Source organism: Jejuibacter sp. L23 (assembly GCF_050815825.1).
Classification (GTDB): Bacteria; Pseudomonadota; Gammaproteobacteria; order Enterobacterales; family Enterobacteriaceae; genus Jejubacter; species Jejubacter calystegiae.
Map to the genome: position 1 here is coordinate 1,813,930 of NZ_CP138199.1, position 17,872 is coordinate 1,831,801.

15 protein-coding genes and 1 pseudogene are annotated in these 17,872 nt (G+C 59.6%); 8 read left to right on the forward strand and 8 right to left on the reverse strand.

Annotated features, from left to right (window positions below):
- Positions 1-3: 3 nt before the first annotated feature.
- The gene (locus tag SCU88_RS08375) at positions 4-1,305 is read right to left on the reverse strand and encodes an MFS transporter (protein ID WP_175339727.1); all 1,302 of its coding nucleotides are present in this window, start codon (positions 1,303-1,305) and stop codon (positions 4-6) included.
- Between the two features lie 284 nt (positions 1,306-1,589).
- Here SCU88_RS08375 and SCU88_RS08380 point away from each other — a divergent pair, with 284 nt between their 5' ends.
- On the forward strand, positions 1,590-2,660 hold the full coding sequence (locus SCU88_RS08380; RefSeq protein ID WP_175339728.1) for a substrate-binding domain-containing protein: 1,071 nt from the start codon (positions 1,590-1,592) through the stop codon (positions 2,658-2,660).
- Here the strand turns inward: SCU88_RS08380 and moeB are convergent.
- Positions 2,651-3,412 carry a molybdopterin-synthase adenylyltransferase MoeB gene (gene moeB / locus SCU88_RS08385; protein WP_175339729.1) on the reverse strand — a complete coding sequence of 254 codons (762 nt, stop codon included), beginning with the start codon at positions 3,410-3,412 and terminating at the stop codon, positions 2,651-2,653. The genes SCU88_RS08380 and moeB overlap by 10 nt on opposite strands.
- A 1-nt stretch (position 3,413) precedes the next feature.
- On the reverse strand, positions 3,414-4,646 hold the full coding sequence (gene moeA / locus SCU88_RS08390) for a molybdopterin molybdotransferase MoeA (RefSeq protein WP_175339730.1): 1,233 nt from the start codon (positions 4,644-4,646) through the stop codon (positions 3,414-3,416).
- Positions 4,647-4,859: 213 nt separating this feature from the next.
- Here moeA and iaaA point away from each other — a divergent pair, with 213 nt between their 5' ends.
- From iaaA to gsiD, 5 genes are read left to right on the forward strand one after another with little or no spacing between them, the layout of a single operon-like run.
- Complete coding sequence (iaaA, locus tag SCU88_RS08395; RefSeq protein ID WP_138096552.1) at positions 4,860-5,786, forward strand: beta-aspartyl-peptidase; 927 nt, start codon at positions 4,860-4,862, stop codon at positions 5,784-5,786.
- Between the two features lie 23 nt (positions 5,787-5,809).
- A complete protein-coding gene (gene gsiA, locus SCU88_RS08400) occupies positions 5,810-7,699 on the forward strand; it encodes a glutathione ABC transporter ATP-binding protein GsiA (protein ID WP_175339731.1) in 1,890 nt (629 codons plus the stop codon).
- A gap of 37 nt (positions 7,700-7,736) precedes the next feature.
- A complete protein-coding gene (gsiB, locus tag SCU88_RS08405; RefSeq protein ID WP_138096554.1) occupies positions 7,737-9,269 on the forward strand; it encodes a glutathione ABC transporter substrate-binding protein GsiB in 1,533 nt (510 codons plus the stop codon).
- Between the two features lie 56 nt (positions 9,270-9,325).
- Positions 9,326-10,246: a glutathione ABC transporter permease GsiC gene (gene gsiC / locus SCU88_RS08410; RefSeq protein ID WP_138096555.1), complete on the forward strand. Its 921-nt coding sequence runs from the start codon at positions 9,326-9,328 to the stop codon at positions 10,244-10,246.
- Positions 10,247-10,248: 2 nt separating this feature from the next.
- Positions 10,249-11,160, forward strand: coding sequence for a glutathione ABC transporter permease GsiD (gene gsiD / locus SCU88_RS08415; RefSeq protein WP_175339732.1), 912 nt, complete (start codon positions 10,249-10,251; stop codon positions 11,158-11,160).
- Between the two features lie 45 nt (positions 11,161-11,205).
- Here the strand turns inward: gsiD and rimO are convergent, their stop codons facing one another.
- On the reverse strand, positions 11,206-12,531 hold the full coding sequence (gene rimO, locus SCU88_RS08420; RefSeq protein WP_138096557.1) for a 30S ribosomal protein S12 methylthiotransferase RimO: 1,326 nt from the start codon (positions 12,529-12,531) through the stop codon (positions 11,206-11,208).
- A gap of 296 nt (positions 12,532-12,827) precedes the next feature.
- On the opposite strand from rimO, the pseudogene SCU88_RS08425 reads away from it, so the two are divergent.
- A pseudogene (locus tag SCU88_RS08425) lies at positions 12,828-13,949 on the forward strand (PQQ-dependent sugar dehydrogenase).
- On the opposite strand, the gene SCU88_RS08430 reads toward SCU88_RS08425, so the two are convergent.
- Positions 13,946-14,572, reverse strand: coding sequence for a glutathione S-transferase N-terminal domain-containing protein (locus SCU88_RS08430; protein WP_175339733.1), 627 nt, complete (start codon positions 14,570-14,572; stop codon positions 13,946-13,948). The pseudogene SCU88_RS08425 and the gene SCU88_RS08430 overlap by 4 nt on opposite strands.
- 234 nt (positions 14,573-14,806) lie before the next feature.
- Here SCU88_RS08430 and dacC point away from each other — a divergent pair, with 234 nt between their 5' ends.
- Complete coding sequence (dacC, locus tag SCU88_RS08435; RefSeq protein ID WP_175339734.1) at positions 14,807-16,021, forward strand: serine-type D-Ala-D-Ala carboxypeptidase; 1,215 nt, start codon at positions 14,807-14,809, stop codon at positions 16,019-16,021.
- Between the two features lie 30 nt (positions 16,022-16,051).
- On the opposite strand, the gene deoR is transcribed toward dacC, so the two are convergent.
- The 3 genes from deoR to ybjG form a co-directional block, all read right to left on the reverse strand.
- Complete coding sequence (deoR, locus tag SCU88_RS08440) at positions 16,052-16,819, reverse strand: DNA-binding transcriptional repressor DeoR (RefSeq protein ID WP_175339735.1); 768 nt, start codon at positions 16,817-16,819, stop codon at positions 16,052-16,054.
- Between the two features lie 84 nt (positions 16,820-16,903).
- Positions 16,904-17,068, reverse strand: a complete 165-nt coding sequence (locus SCU88_RS08445) for a hypothetical protein (RefSeq protein WP_175339736.1) — start codon at positions 17,066-17,068, stop codon at positions 16,904-16,906.
- Positions 17,069-17,262: 194 nt separating this feature from the next.
- Positions 17,263-17,871 carry an undecaprenyl-diphosphate phosphatase gene (gene ybjG, locus SCU88_RS08450; protein ID WP_138096563.1) on the reverse strand — a complete coding sequence of 203 codons (609 nt, stop codon included), beginning with the start codon at positions 17,869-17,871 and terminating at the stop codon, positions 17,263-17,265.
- Position 17,872 lies beyond the last annotated feature (1 nt).

Consider the following 17,872-nt stretch of genomic DNA (forward strand, 5'->3'; position numbering starts at 1 on the left):
TCATCAGATGCGATGCCCGCGGCGTTCGGCAATAAAAGCGATCAGGAAACAGGCGCCGATCAGGTCGAACAGCCCCATGGCGATAAACAGCGGATTAAAGCCGATGGTGTCGGCGGTAACGCCGATAATCAGCGAAAATGCAAAGCTGGCGATCCAGGCGGCGGAGCCGCGCATCCCGTTAACGGTGGCCATCTGGCCTTTGTCGAAGGACTCCACCACCAGCGCGCTCAGCATGCAGGAGATAATCTGATGGCCGAAACCGCCGATGGAGATCAGCACAATGGTGACGTACGGATCGCGAGTGAAGGCCACCACCGCCAGCGAGATCATTAAAAAGGCGCCGGTGACCGAACTTGCCACCACCGAATTGACCCGGGTCAAACCGAACCAGCGGGTATACAGACGGGTGATATAGCCGCTGGCCACGCTGCCCAGATCGGCGGCCAGGAACGGCAGCCAGGCGAACATGGCGATCTGTTTCAGATCCATACCGTGCTCCCGGGCAAGGTAGAGCGGCACCCAGAAGCTCATTACCGCCCAGGCGGGCTCCGCCATAAAAGCGGGAATGGCGATGCCGTAAAAGCGCCGATTTTTTGCCACCACTTTCAGGGTGGTGAAAAAAGGCTGGGTAACCGCAGGGGCTTCGTTATCCTGGCGGATAAATGCCAGCTCCTCTTTGCCGAGGCGCGGATGCTGTTCCGGGTTGTGATAGAACAGCCACCACAACACCACCCACAGCAATGCCAGAACACCGGTAAACATAAAGGCGCCCTGCCAGCCGAACGAGGCGTGAGCGAAATAGATAATTGGCGGCGCCAGCATAGCGCCTACCGAAAAGCCGACACCGGCCCAGCCAGCGGCGATGGGGCGTTCCTGTTTGGGGAACCATTCGCCGATAGTCTTGGCGTTGGCGGGAGTCGCCGCGGCTTCGGCGCCGCCCATCACGAAACGCAGAAAGGCCAGATGCAACCAACTTCCCGCACCGGCGTGGAACAGGCAGGCCAGCGCCCAGATAGCGGCGCAGATCAGGAAGCCGATCTTCAGACCGATCACGTCAATCAGCCAGCCGCACAGGGGCTGAAACAGGGTGTAAGCCAGCTGGAATGCGCCGACAATCCAGGAGTACTGTTCGGTGGTGATCCCCAGGCTGCTCTTCAGTTCCGGCGCCAGAATACCCAGTGAATTACGGGTAATGTAGTTGACGGTGACGCCCAGCAGAAACAGAACCAGCACCCACCAGCGTAAATTTTTGATTGTCCGCCGTACGTTACTCGCCGTGACGGTTGAGTTAACTCCCTGACTCATTACGTTCTCCGCATTATTGGTTTTGATAAACCGCCTGCATCCCCGTCATAACGGGGAAAGACAGCAGGGAAGCTGTTGAATAAAGAGGGAATTACCGGAAATAAGGCCCCCGGCGTGCCCATAACCGGAGACTAAAGGAGCCGGTGAGGAGGTCGTAGCGAAAATTGTGAAAAGATTCTCATAAAATAGTGATTCGTACTGGCATGCTGTGCTGGTTGCCCGCTTTTGTGACTAGTATGGCGGGTGAAAATTTTTTCATTTCACATTTGGGCATGGATCACAGAATGACAAAAAGGCTCAAAATCACCGAGATCGCGGCACTCACCGGGCTGTCGATCAGCACCGTTTCCCGGGTGCTGGCAGGCAAGGCCAACACCAGCGAACAGGCCCGGGAGCAGGTACGCCAGTGTGCCGAACGACTGGGAGTGATGGAAGGTATGGCGGCGGGGCGCCTGCTGCTCAATGAGCTGGTGGTGTTTGCGCCGCAGCGGGCCTTCGATGAGCGTTCTGATATTTTCTACTACCGGGTGATTCAGAGTATCAGTCGGGCGCTGGCGCCGCACGATGTCCGGCTGCGCTATTGCGCGCTGGAAGAGCAGGACAGCGACGCCAATCTGTTCCTGAACCGTATTAATGAGCCGCGCACCGAAGCGGCGATGCTGCTGGGTATTGACGATCCGCACATCCACGAACTGGCTGTCGATGTGGGGAAGCCCTGCTTACTGATTAACTGCCGTACCCGGGATATGCGGCTACCGGCAGTGGCGCCTGACCACCGAGCCACCGGGGAGTGCGCCGCCCGCTATCTGTTTTCGATGGGGCACCGTTCGGTGCTGAATCTGCTGTGTTTGCGCCGCTACACCATGGAGCTGCGGCTGGCGGGGATACTTGACGCCTGGCGCGGTGCGAACCTGGCCTTCGATGAGGCGAATCACCTGCTGGTGGCCGACAGTTTTGCCGCCAGCGAAAGCGAGGCATTAATCAGCGAATGGCTGGCGCGCACGCCGCGCGAAGCGCTGCCGACAGCGATTCTGGCGGGAGGAGACTTTATGGCCGCAGGCGTGGTGCGGGCCCTGACCCGAGCCGGGCTGAAGGTACCCCAGGATATGTCGGTGATGAGCATTGACGGCGCCAATCTGTCGGCGATGGGCGATACGCCGCTGACGGCGCTGCAGGTTCCCCGGGATGAGCTGGGGGAAGAGGCGGTGCATATACTACAGCAGCGTCTGATTCGACCGCAGGCGCCGGTCAGCACGCTGTTACTGCATGGCAAGCTGGCGGTGTACGATTCGGTGCGGCGCATCCGTGGGGGCAGGGCGCCCCACGGCGTGCGGGCGGCAGGGCTTTATGACTGAGATGCGCCGCAAACTTCGCAGTGCGGATCCTGCGCCAGCTTCATTTCCCGGAACTGGCCGCGCATGGCATCGTACATCAGGATCTTACCGGTGATCGGCGTGCCGTAACCGGCGAGCAGCTTAATGGCCTCCATGGCCTGGAGCGTGCCGATAACCCCCACCAGCGGCGCCATCACTCCCGCTTCGACGCAGGTAAGGGCCTCTGAGCCGAACAGCCGGCTCAGACAGCGATAGCAGGGTTCGCCAGGCTGCCAGGTGAAGACCGAAATCTGCCCCTCCATTCGGATGGCGGCGCCGGAAACCAGCGGAATTTGAGTGGCAAAGCCGCAGCGGTTGAGCTGATTGCGTATCTCCACGTTATCGGTACAGTCCAGAACCAGACTGTGGCGTGCCACCAGCGCCTGTAGTTCAGGCTCTTCCAGCAGCGCATCGACAGTTTCAATCTGGATATGTGGGTTGATATCGCGCAGCGCGGCGGCGGCGGAGGCCACCTTAGGCTGGCCGATGGAGGCATCGCGGTGCAGCGTCTGGCGCTGCAGGTTGGAGAGCGCCACGGTATCGAAGTCGAGCAGCGTGAGCTGCCCGACGCCCGCGGCTGCCAGATACTGGCTGGCGGCGCAGCCCAGCCCGCCGAGGCCGACGATCAACACGCGAGCGGACTTCAGGCGCTCCTGGCCGTCGAAGTCAAAACCGCGCAGTACAATCTGGCGGTTGTAGCGCATCATCTCTGCGTCGGAGAGCTCAACGGACATCTCAGCCTCCGAACAGGTGATTAAACGGCTGAACCTCGACCAGCTCGCCCGGCGCTACGTTGCCGCGTTCACGCTCCAGAATTATGAAGCAGTTTCCCTGGCTGAACGAACTGAAGATATGGGAGCCCTGATGGCCGGTGCTGGTCACTTCCGGCAGGCCGTCTGCGCCGGTGCCCAGCACGCCGCGCTGGAAGTCGAGGCGCCCCGGGCTCTTCTTAAGCGCCTGCGCTGCCCGCACCTTCAGGCGCGGCGGCAGGGCTGGCGTATGCTGCCCGCAGAGCTTCGCCAGCAGCGGTATCACCAGTTGATAAAAGGTCACCGCGGCAGAAACCGGGTTGCCCGGCAGGCCGCAGAACCAGCTGTTACGCAGACGACCGAAGGCGAACGGTTTTCCGGGCTTAATGGCCAGCTTCCAGAAGCCTATTTCGCCCAGTTCATCGAGGATCTGTTTGGTGTAGTCGGCTTCCCCCACGGAGACGCCCCCTGAACTGAGGGTGACGTCGGCCCGGGAATCCGCTTCCAGGAAGGTGGCGCGTAGCGCTTCGGGGGAGTCGCGGACGATACCTAAGTTGATGACCTCGCAGCCCAGTTGTTCCAGCATCAGATGCACCGTCAGACGGTTGCTGTCATAGATCTGGCCGGGCTGGAGCGGCGTGCCGGGCAGTTGCAGCTCATCACCGGTCGAGAACAGCGCCACCCGCAGGCGGCGTAGCACCGGAACCTCGCCAATGCCCAGCGAAGCCAGCATCGGCAGTTCGGCGGCGCTCAGACGTACACCGGCTTCAATAGCCGTGGCTCCCTGACGGATATCTTCGCCGCAGCGGCGAATATTCTGGCCCGCTTTCACCGGGGCGGTAAACAACACCCCGTCGTCATGAGTTTCCGCCTGCTCCTGCATGATCACCGCTTCGCACTGCGCAGGCACCGGCGCGCCGGTCATAATACGCACGCAGGTCCCGGTCGGCCATTCGCCCTGGAGCGGCTGACCCGCGAAGATTTTACCGGCCACCGGCAGCGCTTTGCTGCTTGCCAGGTCCGCCAGTCGTACACCGTAGCCGTCCATCGCCGAATTATCGAAACCTGGCACATCAATGGGAGAGGCGATCGCCTGGGCGGTAACGCGGCCAAAGGCCTGTTGCAGCGGCAGTGTTTCTACTTCGGTGACGGGCGTCAGGCGGTCGAGCATCTGCTGGAGGGCATCATCCAGAGGAATCAGTCCGGCGGTAAAATCCATGAATAGCTCCTGGGCGGGAAAATCTGATAAAAGCGTATTATGGCAGAGAAAAGCCCACGGCTAAACGCCTGCTTTCGGGGTAGCCCCGGTGTCCTGGTCTTTACAACACATTTACATCTTTCTATATTCAGAAATCGTATTAACCGGCGCTAAAAAACAATGATATCAATACAAAAGCGCCGCATATTCCTTCTCTAATTGAGTGATGTTGTTATGGGAAAAGCGGTAATCGCCATTCACGGCGGCGCGGGAGCCCTCTCCCGGCTGCAAATGAGCGCGGAGCAGGAGCAGCGCTATATTCAGGCTTTGTCGGATATTGTCGATGCCGGGCAGCAGATGCTGGCGGCGGGGGAAAGCGCCCTGGACGCGGTCTGCGAAGCGGTACGGCTGCTGGAAGAGTGCCCGTTGTTTAACGCCGGGATAGGTTCGGTTTATACCCGGGACGAAACTCACGAGCTCGATGCCTGTGTGATGGATGGCGTCACGTTGAATGCCGGAGCGGTGGCTGGCGTCAGCCATCTGCGCAATCCGGTGCTGGCGGCGCGTCTGGTCATGGAGCAAAGCCCACACGTGCTGCTGGTGGGCGAAGGGGCGGAACGCTTCGTTCAGCAGCAGGGTATGGAACTGGTGACGCCGACGCTGTTCGATACACCGGAACGCCTGGCGCAGCTACACAACGCCAGAAACGCCATTCTGCTGGATCACGATGCGCCGGCCAGTCCGGATACCAAATTCGGCACTGTCGGGGCTGTGGCGCTCGATCTCGACGGTAATCTGGCGGCGGCCACTTCTACCGGCGGCATGACCAATAAGCTGCCGGGGCGGGTGGGGGATTCACCGCTGGTGGGGGCGGGCTGTTATGCCAATAACGCCAATGTGGCGGTTTCCTGCACCGGCAATGGCGAACTCTTTATCCGTACCCTGGCGGCTTATGATATCGCCGCGCTGATGGAGTACCGGGGGCTTAGTCTGCAGCAGGCCACCGAGCGGGTGATTATGGAAAAACTCCCGGCTCTGGGCGGCAGCGGCGGCGCGATAGCCGTTGATAATCAGGGGAATGTGGCGCTGCCGTTTAACTGCGAAGGCATGTACCGGGCCTGGGCTTTTGTGGGTGACTCGCCCAGCGTGGGCATTTATTAAAAGTAAAGGACAAAGGGGGGCGGATGCCTCATAGCCATGAACTGTCAGCCGAACAGGTGCTGTCAGTACAGGATCTGAATGTGGGTTTTCGTCACGAAGGGCAACAGACCCGCGTGGTGCGTGACCTTTCTTTCAGCCTGGCCAGAGGAGAGACCCTGGCCATTGTTGGCGAATCCGGCTCCGGTAAGTCGGTGACCGCGCTGGCGCTGATGCGACTGCTCTCTGCCCAAAGCGCGTCGATAAAGAGCGGCCCGCTACTGCTGCGACGCCGTAACCGCCAGGTGGTCGATCTGCGGGAGCTGAGCGATGCCCGGATGCGCGGCGTGCGCGGCGCCGATGTGGCGATGATCTTCCAGGAGCCGATGACCTCCCTGAATCCGGTCTTTACCATTGGGGAGCAGATCGCCGAATCCATCCGCCTGCATCAGGGCATGAGCCATAAAGAGGCGCTGAACGATGCCAAACGGATGCTGGACCTGGTACGCATCCCCGATGCAAAGGCGATGTTACGCCGCTATCCGCATCAGCTTTCCGGCGGTATGCGCCAGCGGGTGATGATTGCCATGGCGCTCTCCTGCCGCCCGGCGGTGCTGATTGCCGACGAACCCACCACCGCGCTTGATGTCACCATCCAGGCGCAGATCCTGCAACTGATTAAGGTCCTGCAGCGTGAAATGGCGATGGGGGTGATCTTTATCACTCACGATATGGGCGTGGTGGCTGATATTGCTGACCGGGTACTGGTGATGTACCGCGGTGAAGCTGTGGAAAGCGGTGATGTTCGCCAGATATTCAGCGCGCCGCAGCATCCTTATACGCAATCGCTGCTGGCGGCGGTGCCGCGGCTGGGAGCAATGAACGGCAGCACGCTGCCGCGTAAATTCCCGCTTACTGACCCGAATAATCCCGATGCGCCGCTGGACGAGCGCGAGCAGGATACGGTGGTGCCGGGGGCGACGCCGATATTGCAGGTGCGTGACCTGGTGACCCGCTTTGTGCTGCGCGGCGGTATTTTTAACCGGGTGCAGCGCGTGGTGCACGCGGTGGAGAAAGTCAGCTTCGATCTGCTGCCCGGCGAAACTCTGGGGCTGGTGGGGGAGTCGGGCTGCGGTAAGTCTACCACCGGGCGTTCGCTGCTGCGGTTGGTGGAAAGCCAGAGCGGTGCCATCACCTTTGAAGGTCAGCGCATCGACGGCATGAGCTCCCGGGAGATGCGCGCCCTGCGGCGCGATATTCAGGTGATATTTCAGGATCCCTACGCCTCTCTCGATCCCCGCAATACCGTGGGCGATGCCATCATGGAGCCCATGCGGCTGCATGGCGCTTCCCGGCAGGAAGCCAGCGCGCGCACCGCCTGGCTTCTGGAGCGGGTAGGGTTGAGCCCTGAACACGCGGTTCGCTATCCCCATGAATTTTCCGGCGGTCAGCGCCAGCGTATCTGTATTGCCAGGGCGCTGGCGCTGAATCCAAAGGTGGTGATCGCCGATGAGGCAGTATCGGCGCTGGATGTTTCGATCCGCGCCCAGATAGTCAACCTGATGCTCAGTCTGCAACGCGAACTGGGCATCGCCTTTTTATTCATCTCCCACGATATGGCGGTGGTGGAACGTATCTGCCATCGGGTGGCGGTGATGTACCTGGGCCAGATTGTCGAGATCGGACCCAGGCAAGCGGTGTTCGAGAATCCGCAGCATCCGTACACCCGGCGTCTGATGGCGGCGGTTCCGGTCGCCGACCCCAGTTATCAGCGCCCCCAGGGCATTTTGCTGTCCGATGAAATCGCGAGCGCCGCCCGCCGTCCGGGCGATGAGCCCGAGGTGGTCCCGATGGTGGAGGTGGGCCCCGGCCACTATGTCGCCCGCACCCGGGCCGAAGAGACAACACACAACCACGATAACAGGCCGGCGCAGTAACCGGTGCAAGACAGGGTAATGACAGGAGAAGACGATAATGAAAAGACAAAACGCAGGACGCCTGATGGCTGCTTTGCTGGCCCTGGCGGCCGCCGCCCCGGCTCTGGCCGCCAAAGATGTGGTGGTTGCCGTTGGATCAAACTTCACCACGCTGGATCCGTATGACGCCAACGATACGCTGTCCCAGGCGGTGGCGAAATCCTTCTATCAGGGGCTGTTCGGCCTGGATAAGGAGATGAAGGTACAGAAGGTGCTGGCGAAGGACTACAGCGTTTCGGCAGACGGCAAGGTGTATACCATCCAGTTGCGTGACGGCGTGAAGTTCCAGGACGGCAGCGACTTCAATGCCCAGGCGGTGAAGGTGAATCTCGATCGCGCCAGTAATCCGGACAACCATCTGAAGCGCTATAACCTGTACCGCAATATCGCCAGTACTGAGGTGGTGGATCCGCTGACGGTAAAAATTACCCTTAAACAGCCGTTCTCGGCATTTATCAATATTCTGGCCCACCCGGCAACGGCGATGATCTCGCCAGAGGCTTTGAAGAAGTACGGCAAAGACATTGGCTTTCATCCTGTGGGAACCGGCCCGTATCAGCTTGATACCTGGAATCAGACCGATTTTGTGAAGGTGAAGAAGTTCCCGGACTACTGGCAGAAAGGGTTGCCGAAGCTCGATACCATTACCTGGCGTCCGGTGGTGGATAACAATACCCGGGCCGCCATGCTGCAGACCGGCGAGGCGAATCTGGCTTTCCCGATCCCCTTCGAGCAGGCGGCACGCCTGAAAACGAATCCGAAGCTGGAGCTGGTGACCACGCCTTCCATCATGCAGCGCTACATCAGCATGAACGTCACCCAGAAGCCGTTCGATAATCTGAAAGTGCGTCAGGCCATTAACTATGCCATCAACCGCCAGGCGCTGGTGAAGGTGGCGTTTTCCGGCTATGCCGAACCTGCGACCGGCGTGGTGCCGCCGGCCATTGCTTATTCCCAGGCTTATCAGCCCTGGCCATACGATCCGGCGAAAGCGCGTGAGTTACTGAAAGAGGCGGGCTATCCCAACGGTTTTACCACCACGCTCTGGTCGTCACACAACCACAGCACCGCCCGTAAGGTGCTGCAGTTTACCCAACAGCAGTTGGCCCAGGTGGGGATTAAGGTGAAGGTCACGGCGATGGATGCCGGTCAGCGCGCCGCCCAGGTGGAAGGAAAGGGCCAGAAAGAGAGCGGGGTGCGGATGTTCTACACCGGCTGGAGCGCCTCTACCGGCGAGGCGGACTGGGCGCTTTCACCGCTGTTCGCCAGCCGCAACTGGCCGCCGACCCTGTTTAATACCGCCTTCTACAGCAACCCGCAGGTGGATAAAGACCTGGATCAGGCGCTGCAGACCTCTGACGATGCTCAGAAGGGCAAGCTGTATAAGGATGCCCAGGACACTATCTGGAAAGAGTCCCCCTGGGTACCGCTGGTGGTGGAAAAGCTGGTATCGGCGCATGATAAGACGCTGACCGGTTTCTATGTGATGCCGGATACCGGCTTCAGCTTCGAAAACGCCGACCTTAACTAGTCCGGAGCGCGCCGCCCGTTCAGGGCGGCCGACTCCCGTGGAATACGCATTTATCCATGCTGAATTACATCATTAAACGCCTGCTGGGGCTGATTCCCACGCTGCTGATTGTGGCGGTGCTGGTGTTCCTGTTCGTCCATATGCTGCCGGGGGACCCGGCGCGGCTGATTGCCGGGCCGGAAGCGGATGCCGAAGTGGTGGCGCTGGTTCGCAGCCAGTTGGGGCTGGATCTGCCGCTGTGGCAGCAGTTTCTTACCTGGATTGGTAACGTGCTGTGCGGTGATTTTGGTATCTCGATGGCGTCGCATCGTCCGGTATCGGAAGAGATAGCCAGCCGCTTTCTGCCCACTCTGTGGCTGACCCTGAGCAGTATGGTCTGGGCTACGCTGTTTGGGCTGTTTGCCGGTGTGGTTTCCGCCGTGTGGCGAAATCGCTGGCCGGACCGGCTGAGCATGACCCTGGCGGTTTCCGGCATCTCGTTTCCCGCTTTTGCGTTGGGGATGCTGCTGATGCAGATCTTTTCGGTGGAGCTGGGCTGGCTGCCGACGGTGGGAGCCGATAGCTGGCGTCACTATATTCTGCCGTCGATTACCCTGGGGGCGGCGGTGGCGGCGGTGATGGCGCGCTTTACCCGGGCCTCCTTCGTGGAAGTGCTGCAGGAAGATTATATGCGCACCGCCCGGGCCAAAGGGGTGAGCGAACGGCTGGTGGTCATCAAGCACGGTCTGCGTAACGCCATGATTCCGGTGGTGACCATGATGGGGTTGCAGTTCGGTTTTCTGCTGGGCGGCTCGATTGTGGTGGAAAAGGTCTTTAACTGGCCGGGGCTGGGACGCCTGCTGGTGGATTCAGTGGAGATGCGCGACTACCCGGTGATTCAGGCCGAGGTACTGCTGTTTTCGCTGGAATTCATTCTAATCAATCTGGTGGTGGATGTCCTCTACGCTGCCATTAACCCAACCATCAGGTACCGATAAGGATGCGACTGATTAACTGGCGCCGTCAGGCGATCATCAATGCCATGCCGGTACTGCGCGAGCCGCCGGTACGGACCCCCATGGCGCAGTTCTGGCGCCGCTTTTCCCGCCAGCCGGTGGCGCTTATCGCTGGCATCGTGGTGTTGCTGTTATTGGCCGTAGCGCTGCTGGCACCCTGGATAGCGCCGTTCGATGCGGAAAACTATTTTGATTACGACCGGCTCAATGAAGGCCCGTCGATGATGCACTGGTTCGGCGTGGACTCGCTGGGGCGGGATATCTATAGCCGGGTGCTGGTTGGCGCTCGTATCTCGCTGACGGCCGGGCTGTTTTCGGTGCTGATTGGCGGTACGGTGGGGACGCTACTTGGCCTGATGGCAGGTTATTACGAAGGCTGGTGGGACCGGCTGATTATGCGCGTCTGCGATGTATTGTTCGCTTTTCCGGGGATCCTGCTGGCGATTGCGGTGGTAGCGGTTATGGGAAGCGGCATGGCGAATGTGGTGATCGCGGTGGCCATTTTCAGCGTTCCCGCCTTTGCCCGACTGGTGCGCGGTAATACCCTGGTGCTGAAACATCAGACTTTTATCGAGGCGGCGCGCAGTATCGGCGCACCGGACTGGGTGATTCTGCTGCGTCATATTCTGCCCGGCACGTTTTCTTCCATTGTGGTCTTTTTCACCATGCGCATTGGCACGGCGATTATCTCTGCCGCCAGCCTGTCGTTTCTGGGGCTGGGGGCGCAGCCGCCCACGCCGGAATGGGGAGCGATGCTGAACGAGGCCCAGTCGGATATGGTGATGTCGCCTCATGTGGCGCTGTTTCCGAGTCTGGCGATTTTTGTGACCGTGCTGGCGTTTAATCTGCTGGGAGACGGGCTGCGCGACGCGCTGGATCCGAAGATTAAGGAATAAAAAAAGCCGGTCGTCTGACCGGCTTCGGGCAGGTAGCCCGGTGGTTTACACCCGGCTGCCCCACAGATCGTACTCGTCGGCGTGTTCTACCTTCACCCGCACCACATCGCCGGGCTTCACGCTGCGTTCGCCGTTCAGCCACACCACGCCGTCGATCTCCGGCGCATCCGCCATGCTTCGACCGGTAGCGCCTTCTTTATCCACCTCGTCGATCATCACGATAATCTCGCGGCCCACTTTTTCCTGCAGTCGCTCGGCGGAGATCTGCTGCTGCAACTGCATAAAGCGGTGCCAGCGCTCTTCCTTCACCTCTTCTGGCACCTGATCCGGCAGACTGTTAGCGCCAGCGCCTTCTACCGGGCTGTATTTAAAGCAGCCTACGCGATCCAGACGCGCTTCCTTCAGGAAGTCGAGCAGCATCTGGAAGTCCTCCTCGGTTTCACCCGGGAAGCCGACGATAAAGGTGGATCGCAGGGTCAGATCCGGGCAGATCTCACGCCAGCGACGGATACGCTCAAGGGTGCGCTCTACCGCGCCCGGGCGCTTCATCAGCTTCAGAATGCGCGGGCTGGCGTGCTGCAGCGGAATGTCCAGATAGGGCAGCAGCTTGCCTTCGGCCATCAGCGGAATCACCTCATCGACGTGAGGATAGGGGTAGACATAGTGCAGGCGGGTCCAGACCCCGAGCTTCGCAAGCTGCTCGCACAGGCTGACCATGCTGGTTTTGACCGGCTGTCCGTTCCAGAAACCGGTGCGGTGCTTCACGTCCACGCCGTAGGCCGAGGTGTCCTGAGAGATTACCAGCAGCTCTTTGACCCCCGATTCCACCAGACGCTGGGCTTCGGCCAGTACCTCGCCGATGGCCCGGCTTTCCAGATCGCCGCGCATGGAAGGGATAATGCAGAAGGTGCAGCGATGGTTGCAGCCTTCGGAAATCTTCAGATAAGCGTAATGACGCGGCGTCAGTTTGACGCCCTGTTCCGGCACCAGGCTCAGGTACGGGTTGTGTTGCGGTTTGGGCACGTAACGGTGAACGTGCTCCAGCACCTGCTCATAACTGTGAGGACCGGTGATCTCCAGCACTTTGGGATGCACTTCACGGATCTGATCCTCTTTGGCGCCCAGACAACCGGTAACGATCACCTTACCGTTCTCGTTCAGCGCTTCACCGATGGCTTCCAGCGACTCCTGCACCGCGCTGTCGATAAAGCCGCAGGTGTTGACGATCACCAGATCGGCATTGTCATAGCTGGGCACCACGTCATAGCCTTCGGTACGCAGCTCGGTCAGGATACGTTCTGAATCCACCAGGTTCTTCGGGCAGCCGAGAGAGACAAAACCGATTTTCGGCGCCGGGTTCACATTGCTCATAAGCTCAAAAATTCATCGTTTATGGAATTATCAGGGCTGGGATTTTACAGGGTTCCTGTCCGTAAGGGTACTGCAAACCGGGGAAAGGGACGGCTTTGGGGTAGCTGGCCTGCCAGGCGTCGTCGGCCCCCCGGATAATGTATGCTGGCAGCTGCCTGATAATCCGGAACCAGCGATAACGCTGCTGACCCGCACGCCTCAACTGCCTATCACCCGGCTTAAGAATATGTAAATTCAGCCCCTTTTGCGCCACGGCTGTCTAACCTTTACGGGGAGCGAAAATCAAGGAGACCGCCATGGCATTTTTTTCCCCCCGCGCGCTGATCGCCGGACTGACGTTAATCACCGCAGGTAGTACCCTGGCTGCCACGACCCAGGTTGAGGTGCTGCAAAGTAAGCTCGATCATCCCTGGTCGCTGGCCTTTCTGCCAGAAAACCAGGGCATTCTGATAACCCTGAAGGACGGCCAGCTAAAACGATGGCAGCCTGGCGCAGGGCTTTCCGACCCCATCAACGGCGTTCCCGACGTCTGGGCCAATGGCTAGGGGGGATTGCTGGATGTGGCCCTGGCGCCGGATTTCGCGACCAGTCGCCGGGTGTGGCTGAGTTTCGCTGAAGGTGACGGAAACGGTAAGGCGGGCACTGCGGTGGGATACGGCAAACTGAATCCGTCCATGACCCGGATTGAGGATTTCCGGGTGGTACTGCGCCAGCAGCCGAAGCTTTCCACCGGCAACCATTTTGGCGGCAGCATGGCTTTTGATGGTAAGGGCTACCTCTACGTGGCGCTGGGGGAAAATAACCAGCGCAATACCGCTCAGGATCTGACTAAGTTGCAAGGTAAAGTGGTACGCCTGACGGCGGAAGGGACTGTACCGGAAGATAATCCGTACGTGGGGCGCAAAGACGCGCGACCGGAGATCTGGTCATATGGCATCCGCAATCCTCAGGGGCTGGCCCTGAATCCCTGGAGTCATCAGATCTGGCTACATGAGCACGGTCCGCGCGGCGGCGATGAGATCAATATTCCCCATCCGGGCGCTAACTACGGCTGGCCGATAGCGACCTGGGGCATCGACTATGGCGGCGAGGCCTATCCGGAAACCCGGGGCGGTGAAGCACCGGGTATGGAAAAGTCCATCTGGCACTGGAAAGTCTCCCCGGCCATTAGCGGCATGGCGTTTTATAACAGCGATAAGTTCCCACAGTGGGGCCAGAAATTATTTATCGGCGCGCTGAAAGAGAAGGCGCTGATCGCCCTGACCGTGGATGGCGATACGGTGAAGGATGAACAGCGCCTGCTGACCGAGCGTAACCAGCGGATCCGCAATGTGAAGCTGGGGCCGGACGGCTACCTGTATGTGTTGACCGACGAATCGGACGGCCAGTTGTTAAAGGTCAGCCCGACGCAGGATTAACTGAGGGGCAGCATCACCGTTTTGCGAAACGCGGGGCGTTCACCCAGTTGCTGATACCAGCGCCGCAGCTCAGGGCGCGGCGCCCAGTCAATCTCCAGATTAAACAGCCCGTAAATAAAGGGCCCCAGGGCGATATCGCCGGGTCCGAAGGCTTCTCCGCCCAGCCAGCGGCTTTGCGCCAGGGCGTTATTAAGAATCGCGAACGCCGCTTCGCAGGCCTGTTTACCGCGCTCAATCACGGCCGGATCGCGCTTCTCCGGAGCGGTACGAATCAGGCTGATATATACATCCCGGAAAGGGCCCGCCAGAGTGGCGATGGCCCAGTCCATCCATTTTTCCCCCCGGGCCCGCAGGGCCGGTGACGAAGGCCACAGACCGCCTGCGCCGTACTGAGCGGCCAGATAGCGCACGATGGTGTTAGATTCCCAGAGCGTCAGGTCGGCGGACTCGTCGCGCAGGCAGGGAACCAGGCCGTTAGGGTTCATGGCCAGGTAGTCGGGATCGTGGTTCAGGCCGTACTGGCCCCCGGCGGGGATGGAATGATAGCTTAGTTCCAGTTCCTCCAGACACCACAATACCTTTTTCACATTGGTGGAATTTTCTCTGCCCCAGACTGTGATCATCAAAGCTCCCGTTAACATAGCGAATGGCGGTTATTAGTATGCTCTGCCACCGGTGAGTGCGCCAGGGCTCATAAAAAATTACTGCAGCTAAGGCATGACCGGGCGATATCGAATAAACTTAACAAACTTTACCAACCCGCTGTTTCTTTAAGATGATTTGTGGGGTTTACTCTCGGTTTCTCCCGGGCCGCCCGGCCTGCGGGGAGTTTGATCGAATGGATTTCCGGGGCTTATATGACGAGTAGAACGTTTTCTGTGTTGCGCGGATTAGCAGCAGGCGCCACGCTGCTGCTGGTTGTCTCCCCTGTTGTGCAGGCTGAACAGGCGCCGGGCGCGCCGCAAGTGGATGCCAAAGCCTGGATCCTGATGGATTACGACAGCGGCAAAGTACTGGCAGAGGGGAATGCGGATGAAAAGCTGGACCCAGCCAGTCTGACCAAGATAATGACCAGCTATGTGGTCGGCCAGGCCCTGAAGGCCGGTAAAATACATCTTGATGATAAAGTGACCATCGGTAAGGACGCATGGGCGACCGGCAATCCGGCGCTGCGTGGCTCTTCGGTGATGTTCCTGAAGCCCGGGCTTCAGGTGTCGGTGGAAGATCTTAATAAAGGGATCATTATCCAGTCAGGCAATGACGCCTGTATCGCCCTGGCGGACTATGTGGCGGGCAGTCAGGATGCTTTTATCGGCCTGATGAATAGCTATGCCCAGCGCATGAAGCTGACCAATACCACCTTTAAAACCGTCCACGGTCTGGATGCGCCGGGGCAGTTCAGTACTGCCCGGGATATGGCGCTGCTGACTCAGGCGCTGATTCGCGACGTGCCGGATGAATACGCCATTAACAAAGAGAAAGAGTTCACCTTTAACAATATCCGCCAGCCGAACCGTAACCGGCTGCTGTGGAGCACCAGCCTGAACGTGGATGGCGTTAAAACCGGCACCACCGCCGGGGCGGGCTTTAATCTGGTCTCCTCCGCCACTCAGGGCGATATGCGCCTGATTTCCGTGGTGCTGGGCGCCAAAACTGACGGTATCCGCTTTCGGGAATCCCAGAAGCTGCTGACCTGGGGCTTCCGCTTCTTTGAAACGGTCACCCCCATTAAGCCGGATACCCCCTTTGTGACGCAGCGGGTCTGGTTTGGCGATACCAAAGAGGCGAAGCTGGGGGCGGGCGACAGCGGCTCTATTACCATTCCCAAGGGGCAGTTGAAAAACCTGAAGGCCAGCTACACCCTGAATGATAAACAACTGACCGCGCCTCTGAAGAAAGGTCAGGTGGTGGGCACCATCGATTTCCAGCTTAATGGAAAATCCATTGAACAGCGCCCGCTGGTGGTGATGGAGCCGGTGGAAGAGGGCGGATTCTTCCGACGCATCCTCGACTTCGTGCTGATGAAGGTGAATCAGTGGACCGGCGGCTGGTTTGAGCGCTTCTTCTCCTGACGGCCTTAACGAATAAGGGCCGTAGTGCCCTTATTCGTGACTGAGCATAACGCCCAGGCTGCGGGCCTGTTCTACCAGCGCCTCTGGCGGTGGCGAGTTGCTTACCAGCATATCGAATGCCGATAGCGGCCCCATGCAGGCCGGACGGACCTTGCCGAATTTACTCTCATCCACCACCAGTACCCGCCGTTGGGCCATCTCCAGCGCCCACTGCTTCACCGGCAGCTCTTCAAGATTAAAACAGGTCACCCCGGTCTGGGGATGAATACCCGCCGCCGATAAGAAGGCGATATCGGGGCACAGGTTGCCGAGAATCTCGCGAAAGTTCAGCGGCCGGAAAATGGCATTGCCGGGCTGAAATTCACCGCCGCACAGAATTACCCGACACCCGGGCTTTTCGCTCAGGGCCAAAAAAGTATTCAGCGAATAGCAGATGCCGGTAAAGGGCAGGTCATGGGGCAGCGCTTCGATGATAAACGGAGTCGTGGTGCCGCAGTCAAAAAACAGCGTCTGGTGCGCCTGAACCAGCGTCGTCGCCAGCCGGGCCGCCTGACGTTTCTGGCGGACGTGGCGCCCCTTCTGATCGCTTAGCAGATAGTGGCTGGCTGCCGTGCTGCCAGGCGCCAGTACCACATAGCCGCCGAGTAGCACCACGGGCTGGTGTTCGTCTTGAAGGTCGCGACGCACCGTCATTTCCGACACCCCCAGCAGCGCGGCGGCCTCTTTCAGGCGCAGTTTATCGCTGCGTTTTAGCGCCTGAACCAGGCGATCAATACGCGCTTCCCGGCGTGTTTCCATAGTTTCTCCGCGGCATAAAAAGAAAACCCCTCCCGCAGAGGGAGGGGAGATTCCTGACTATCTTAACGGCGCGGGGGCGGCGAGTCACGCACTCGGGCGGGTCGTTCCCCGTACGGCGATAAATGCCATCTGGCGGTGTCCGCCAGCTATCAGAAAATCGGCAATTTCGGCACTGACCATCAGGTTATCGCTGGTGACGCTGGAGACCGAATTGCTGTCGTTACCGCGGCTAAGCAGGAGTACAGGCAAGCCCGTCTGCTGGAGATCAGCACCAGAACTTCAACCCGATGACGCAGAATCTCTTCCATCAACGGAACTGTCTCGTCGTCCTGCAACATTGAGAACAACAGGATCCGGTAGCCAATCTTATCGAGCTCTTCTACCTGACGGGGTTAGTCTGACCAAAAAGCAGAAGGGGAGACCCCCTTCTGCGGGCAGGCCGACTAGTTACGCACCCATCCTTTACGAATCGGCATGGCGAAACAGTAGCGATAGAGCTGAGAGATGCGCTGGTACAGCACGGAGCCCCACTGGTTCCAGATAAGCTGGGCGATCAGGCAGCCGCACAGGCTGGTGAACAGGGCACCCACCATATCCATCGGCCAGTGAACCCCCAGGTAGACCCGGGACCAGGCGATAGCGACGGCCGCCGCCATCAGCAGCGCGCCGGACCACAGGCGGTGCCAGAACAGGAAGGCCAGCGCGAAGGTAAAGCTGGTGGTACCGTGATCGCTCGGGAAGGAGTTGTCCGGCGCGTGATAGAGGAAATTATGGCCCAGACCGATTGCGAACGGGCGGGCATGGGGGAACAGATGCCCCATACACCAGGAGATGGCCAGGCTGGCCACCAGCGCGATAGCGGTTTTGAGAACCATCTGGCGCTGGGCAGAGACTTCGTGCTTACGCCCCCACAGCCAGAGGATCACGACCAGCGCGGGCATCACGAGGATTAGATCGCGCGCAATATACTGGGCGCTGTCCAGCATCCATCCGGCGCTGTTGGGGGTGGCGTTAATCAGTAAAAACCAGCTTCGGTTGAGCTCTTCTAACATC

What these genes read in the sequence shown, in the direction of transcription:
- SCU88_RS08375 (WP_175339727.1), bottom strand. Translation starts at nt 1,305, where the DNA reads ATGAGTCAGGGAGTTAACTCAACCGTCACGGCGAGTAACGTACGGCGG.
- SCU88_RS08380 (WP_175339728.1), top strand. Translation starts at nt 1,590, where the DNA reads ATGACAAAAAGGCTCAAAATCACCGAGATCGCGGCACTCACCGGGCTG.
- moeB (WP_175339729.1), bottom strand. Translation starts at nt 3,412, where the DNA reads ATGTCCGTTGAGCTCTCCGACGCAGAGATGATGCGCTACAACCGCCAG.
- moeA (WP_175339730.1), bottom strand. Translation starts at nt 4,646, where the DNA reads ATGGATTTTACCGCCGGACTGATTCCTCTGGATGATGCCCTCCAGCAG.
- iaaA (WP_138096552.1), top strand. Translation starts at nt 4,860, where the DNA reads ATGGGAAAAGCGGTAATCGCCATTCACGGCGGCGCGGGAGCCCTCTCC.
- gsiA (WP_175339731.1), top strand. Translation starts at nt 5,810, where the DNA reads ATGCCTCATAGCCATGAACTGTCAGCCGAACAGGTGCTGTCAGTACAG.
- gsiB (WP_138096554.1), top strand. Translation starts at nt 7,737, where the DNA reads ATGAAAAGACAAAACGCAGGACGCCTGATGGCTGCTTTGCTGGCCCTG.
- gsiC (WP_138096555.1), top strand. Translation starts at nt 9,326, where the DNA reads ATGCTGAATTACATCATTAAACGCCTGCTGGGGCTGATTCCCACGCTG.
- gsiD (WP_175339732.1), top strand. Translation starts at nt 10,249, where the DNA reads ATGCGACTGATTAACTGGCGCCGTCAGGCGATCATCAATGCCATGCCG.
- rimO (WP_138096557.1), bottom strand. Translation starts at nt 12,531, where the DNA reads ATGAGCAATGTGAACCCGGCGCCGAAAATCGGTTTTGTCTCTCTCGGC.
- SCU88_RS08430 (WP_175339733.1), bottom strand. Translation starts at nt 14,572, where the DNA reads ATGATCACAGTCTGGGGCAGAGAAAATTCCACCAATGTGAAAAAGGTA.
- dacC (WP_175339734.1), top strand. Translation starts at nt 14,807, where the DNA reads ATGACGAGTAGAACGTTTTCTGTGTTGCGCGGATTAGCAGCAGGCGCC.
- deoR (WP_175339735.1), bottom strand. Translation starts at nt 16,819, where the DNA reads ATGGAAACACGCCGGGAAGCGCGTATTGATCGCCTGGTTCAGGCGCTA.
- ybjG (WP_138096563.1), bottom strand. Translation starts at nt 17,871, where the DNA reads ATGTTAGAAGAGCTCAACCGAAGCTGGTTTTTACTGATTAACGCCACC.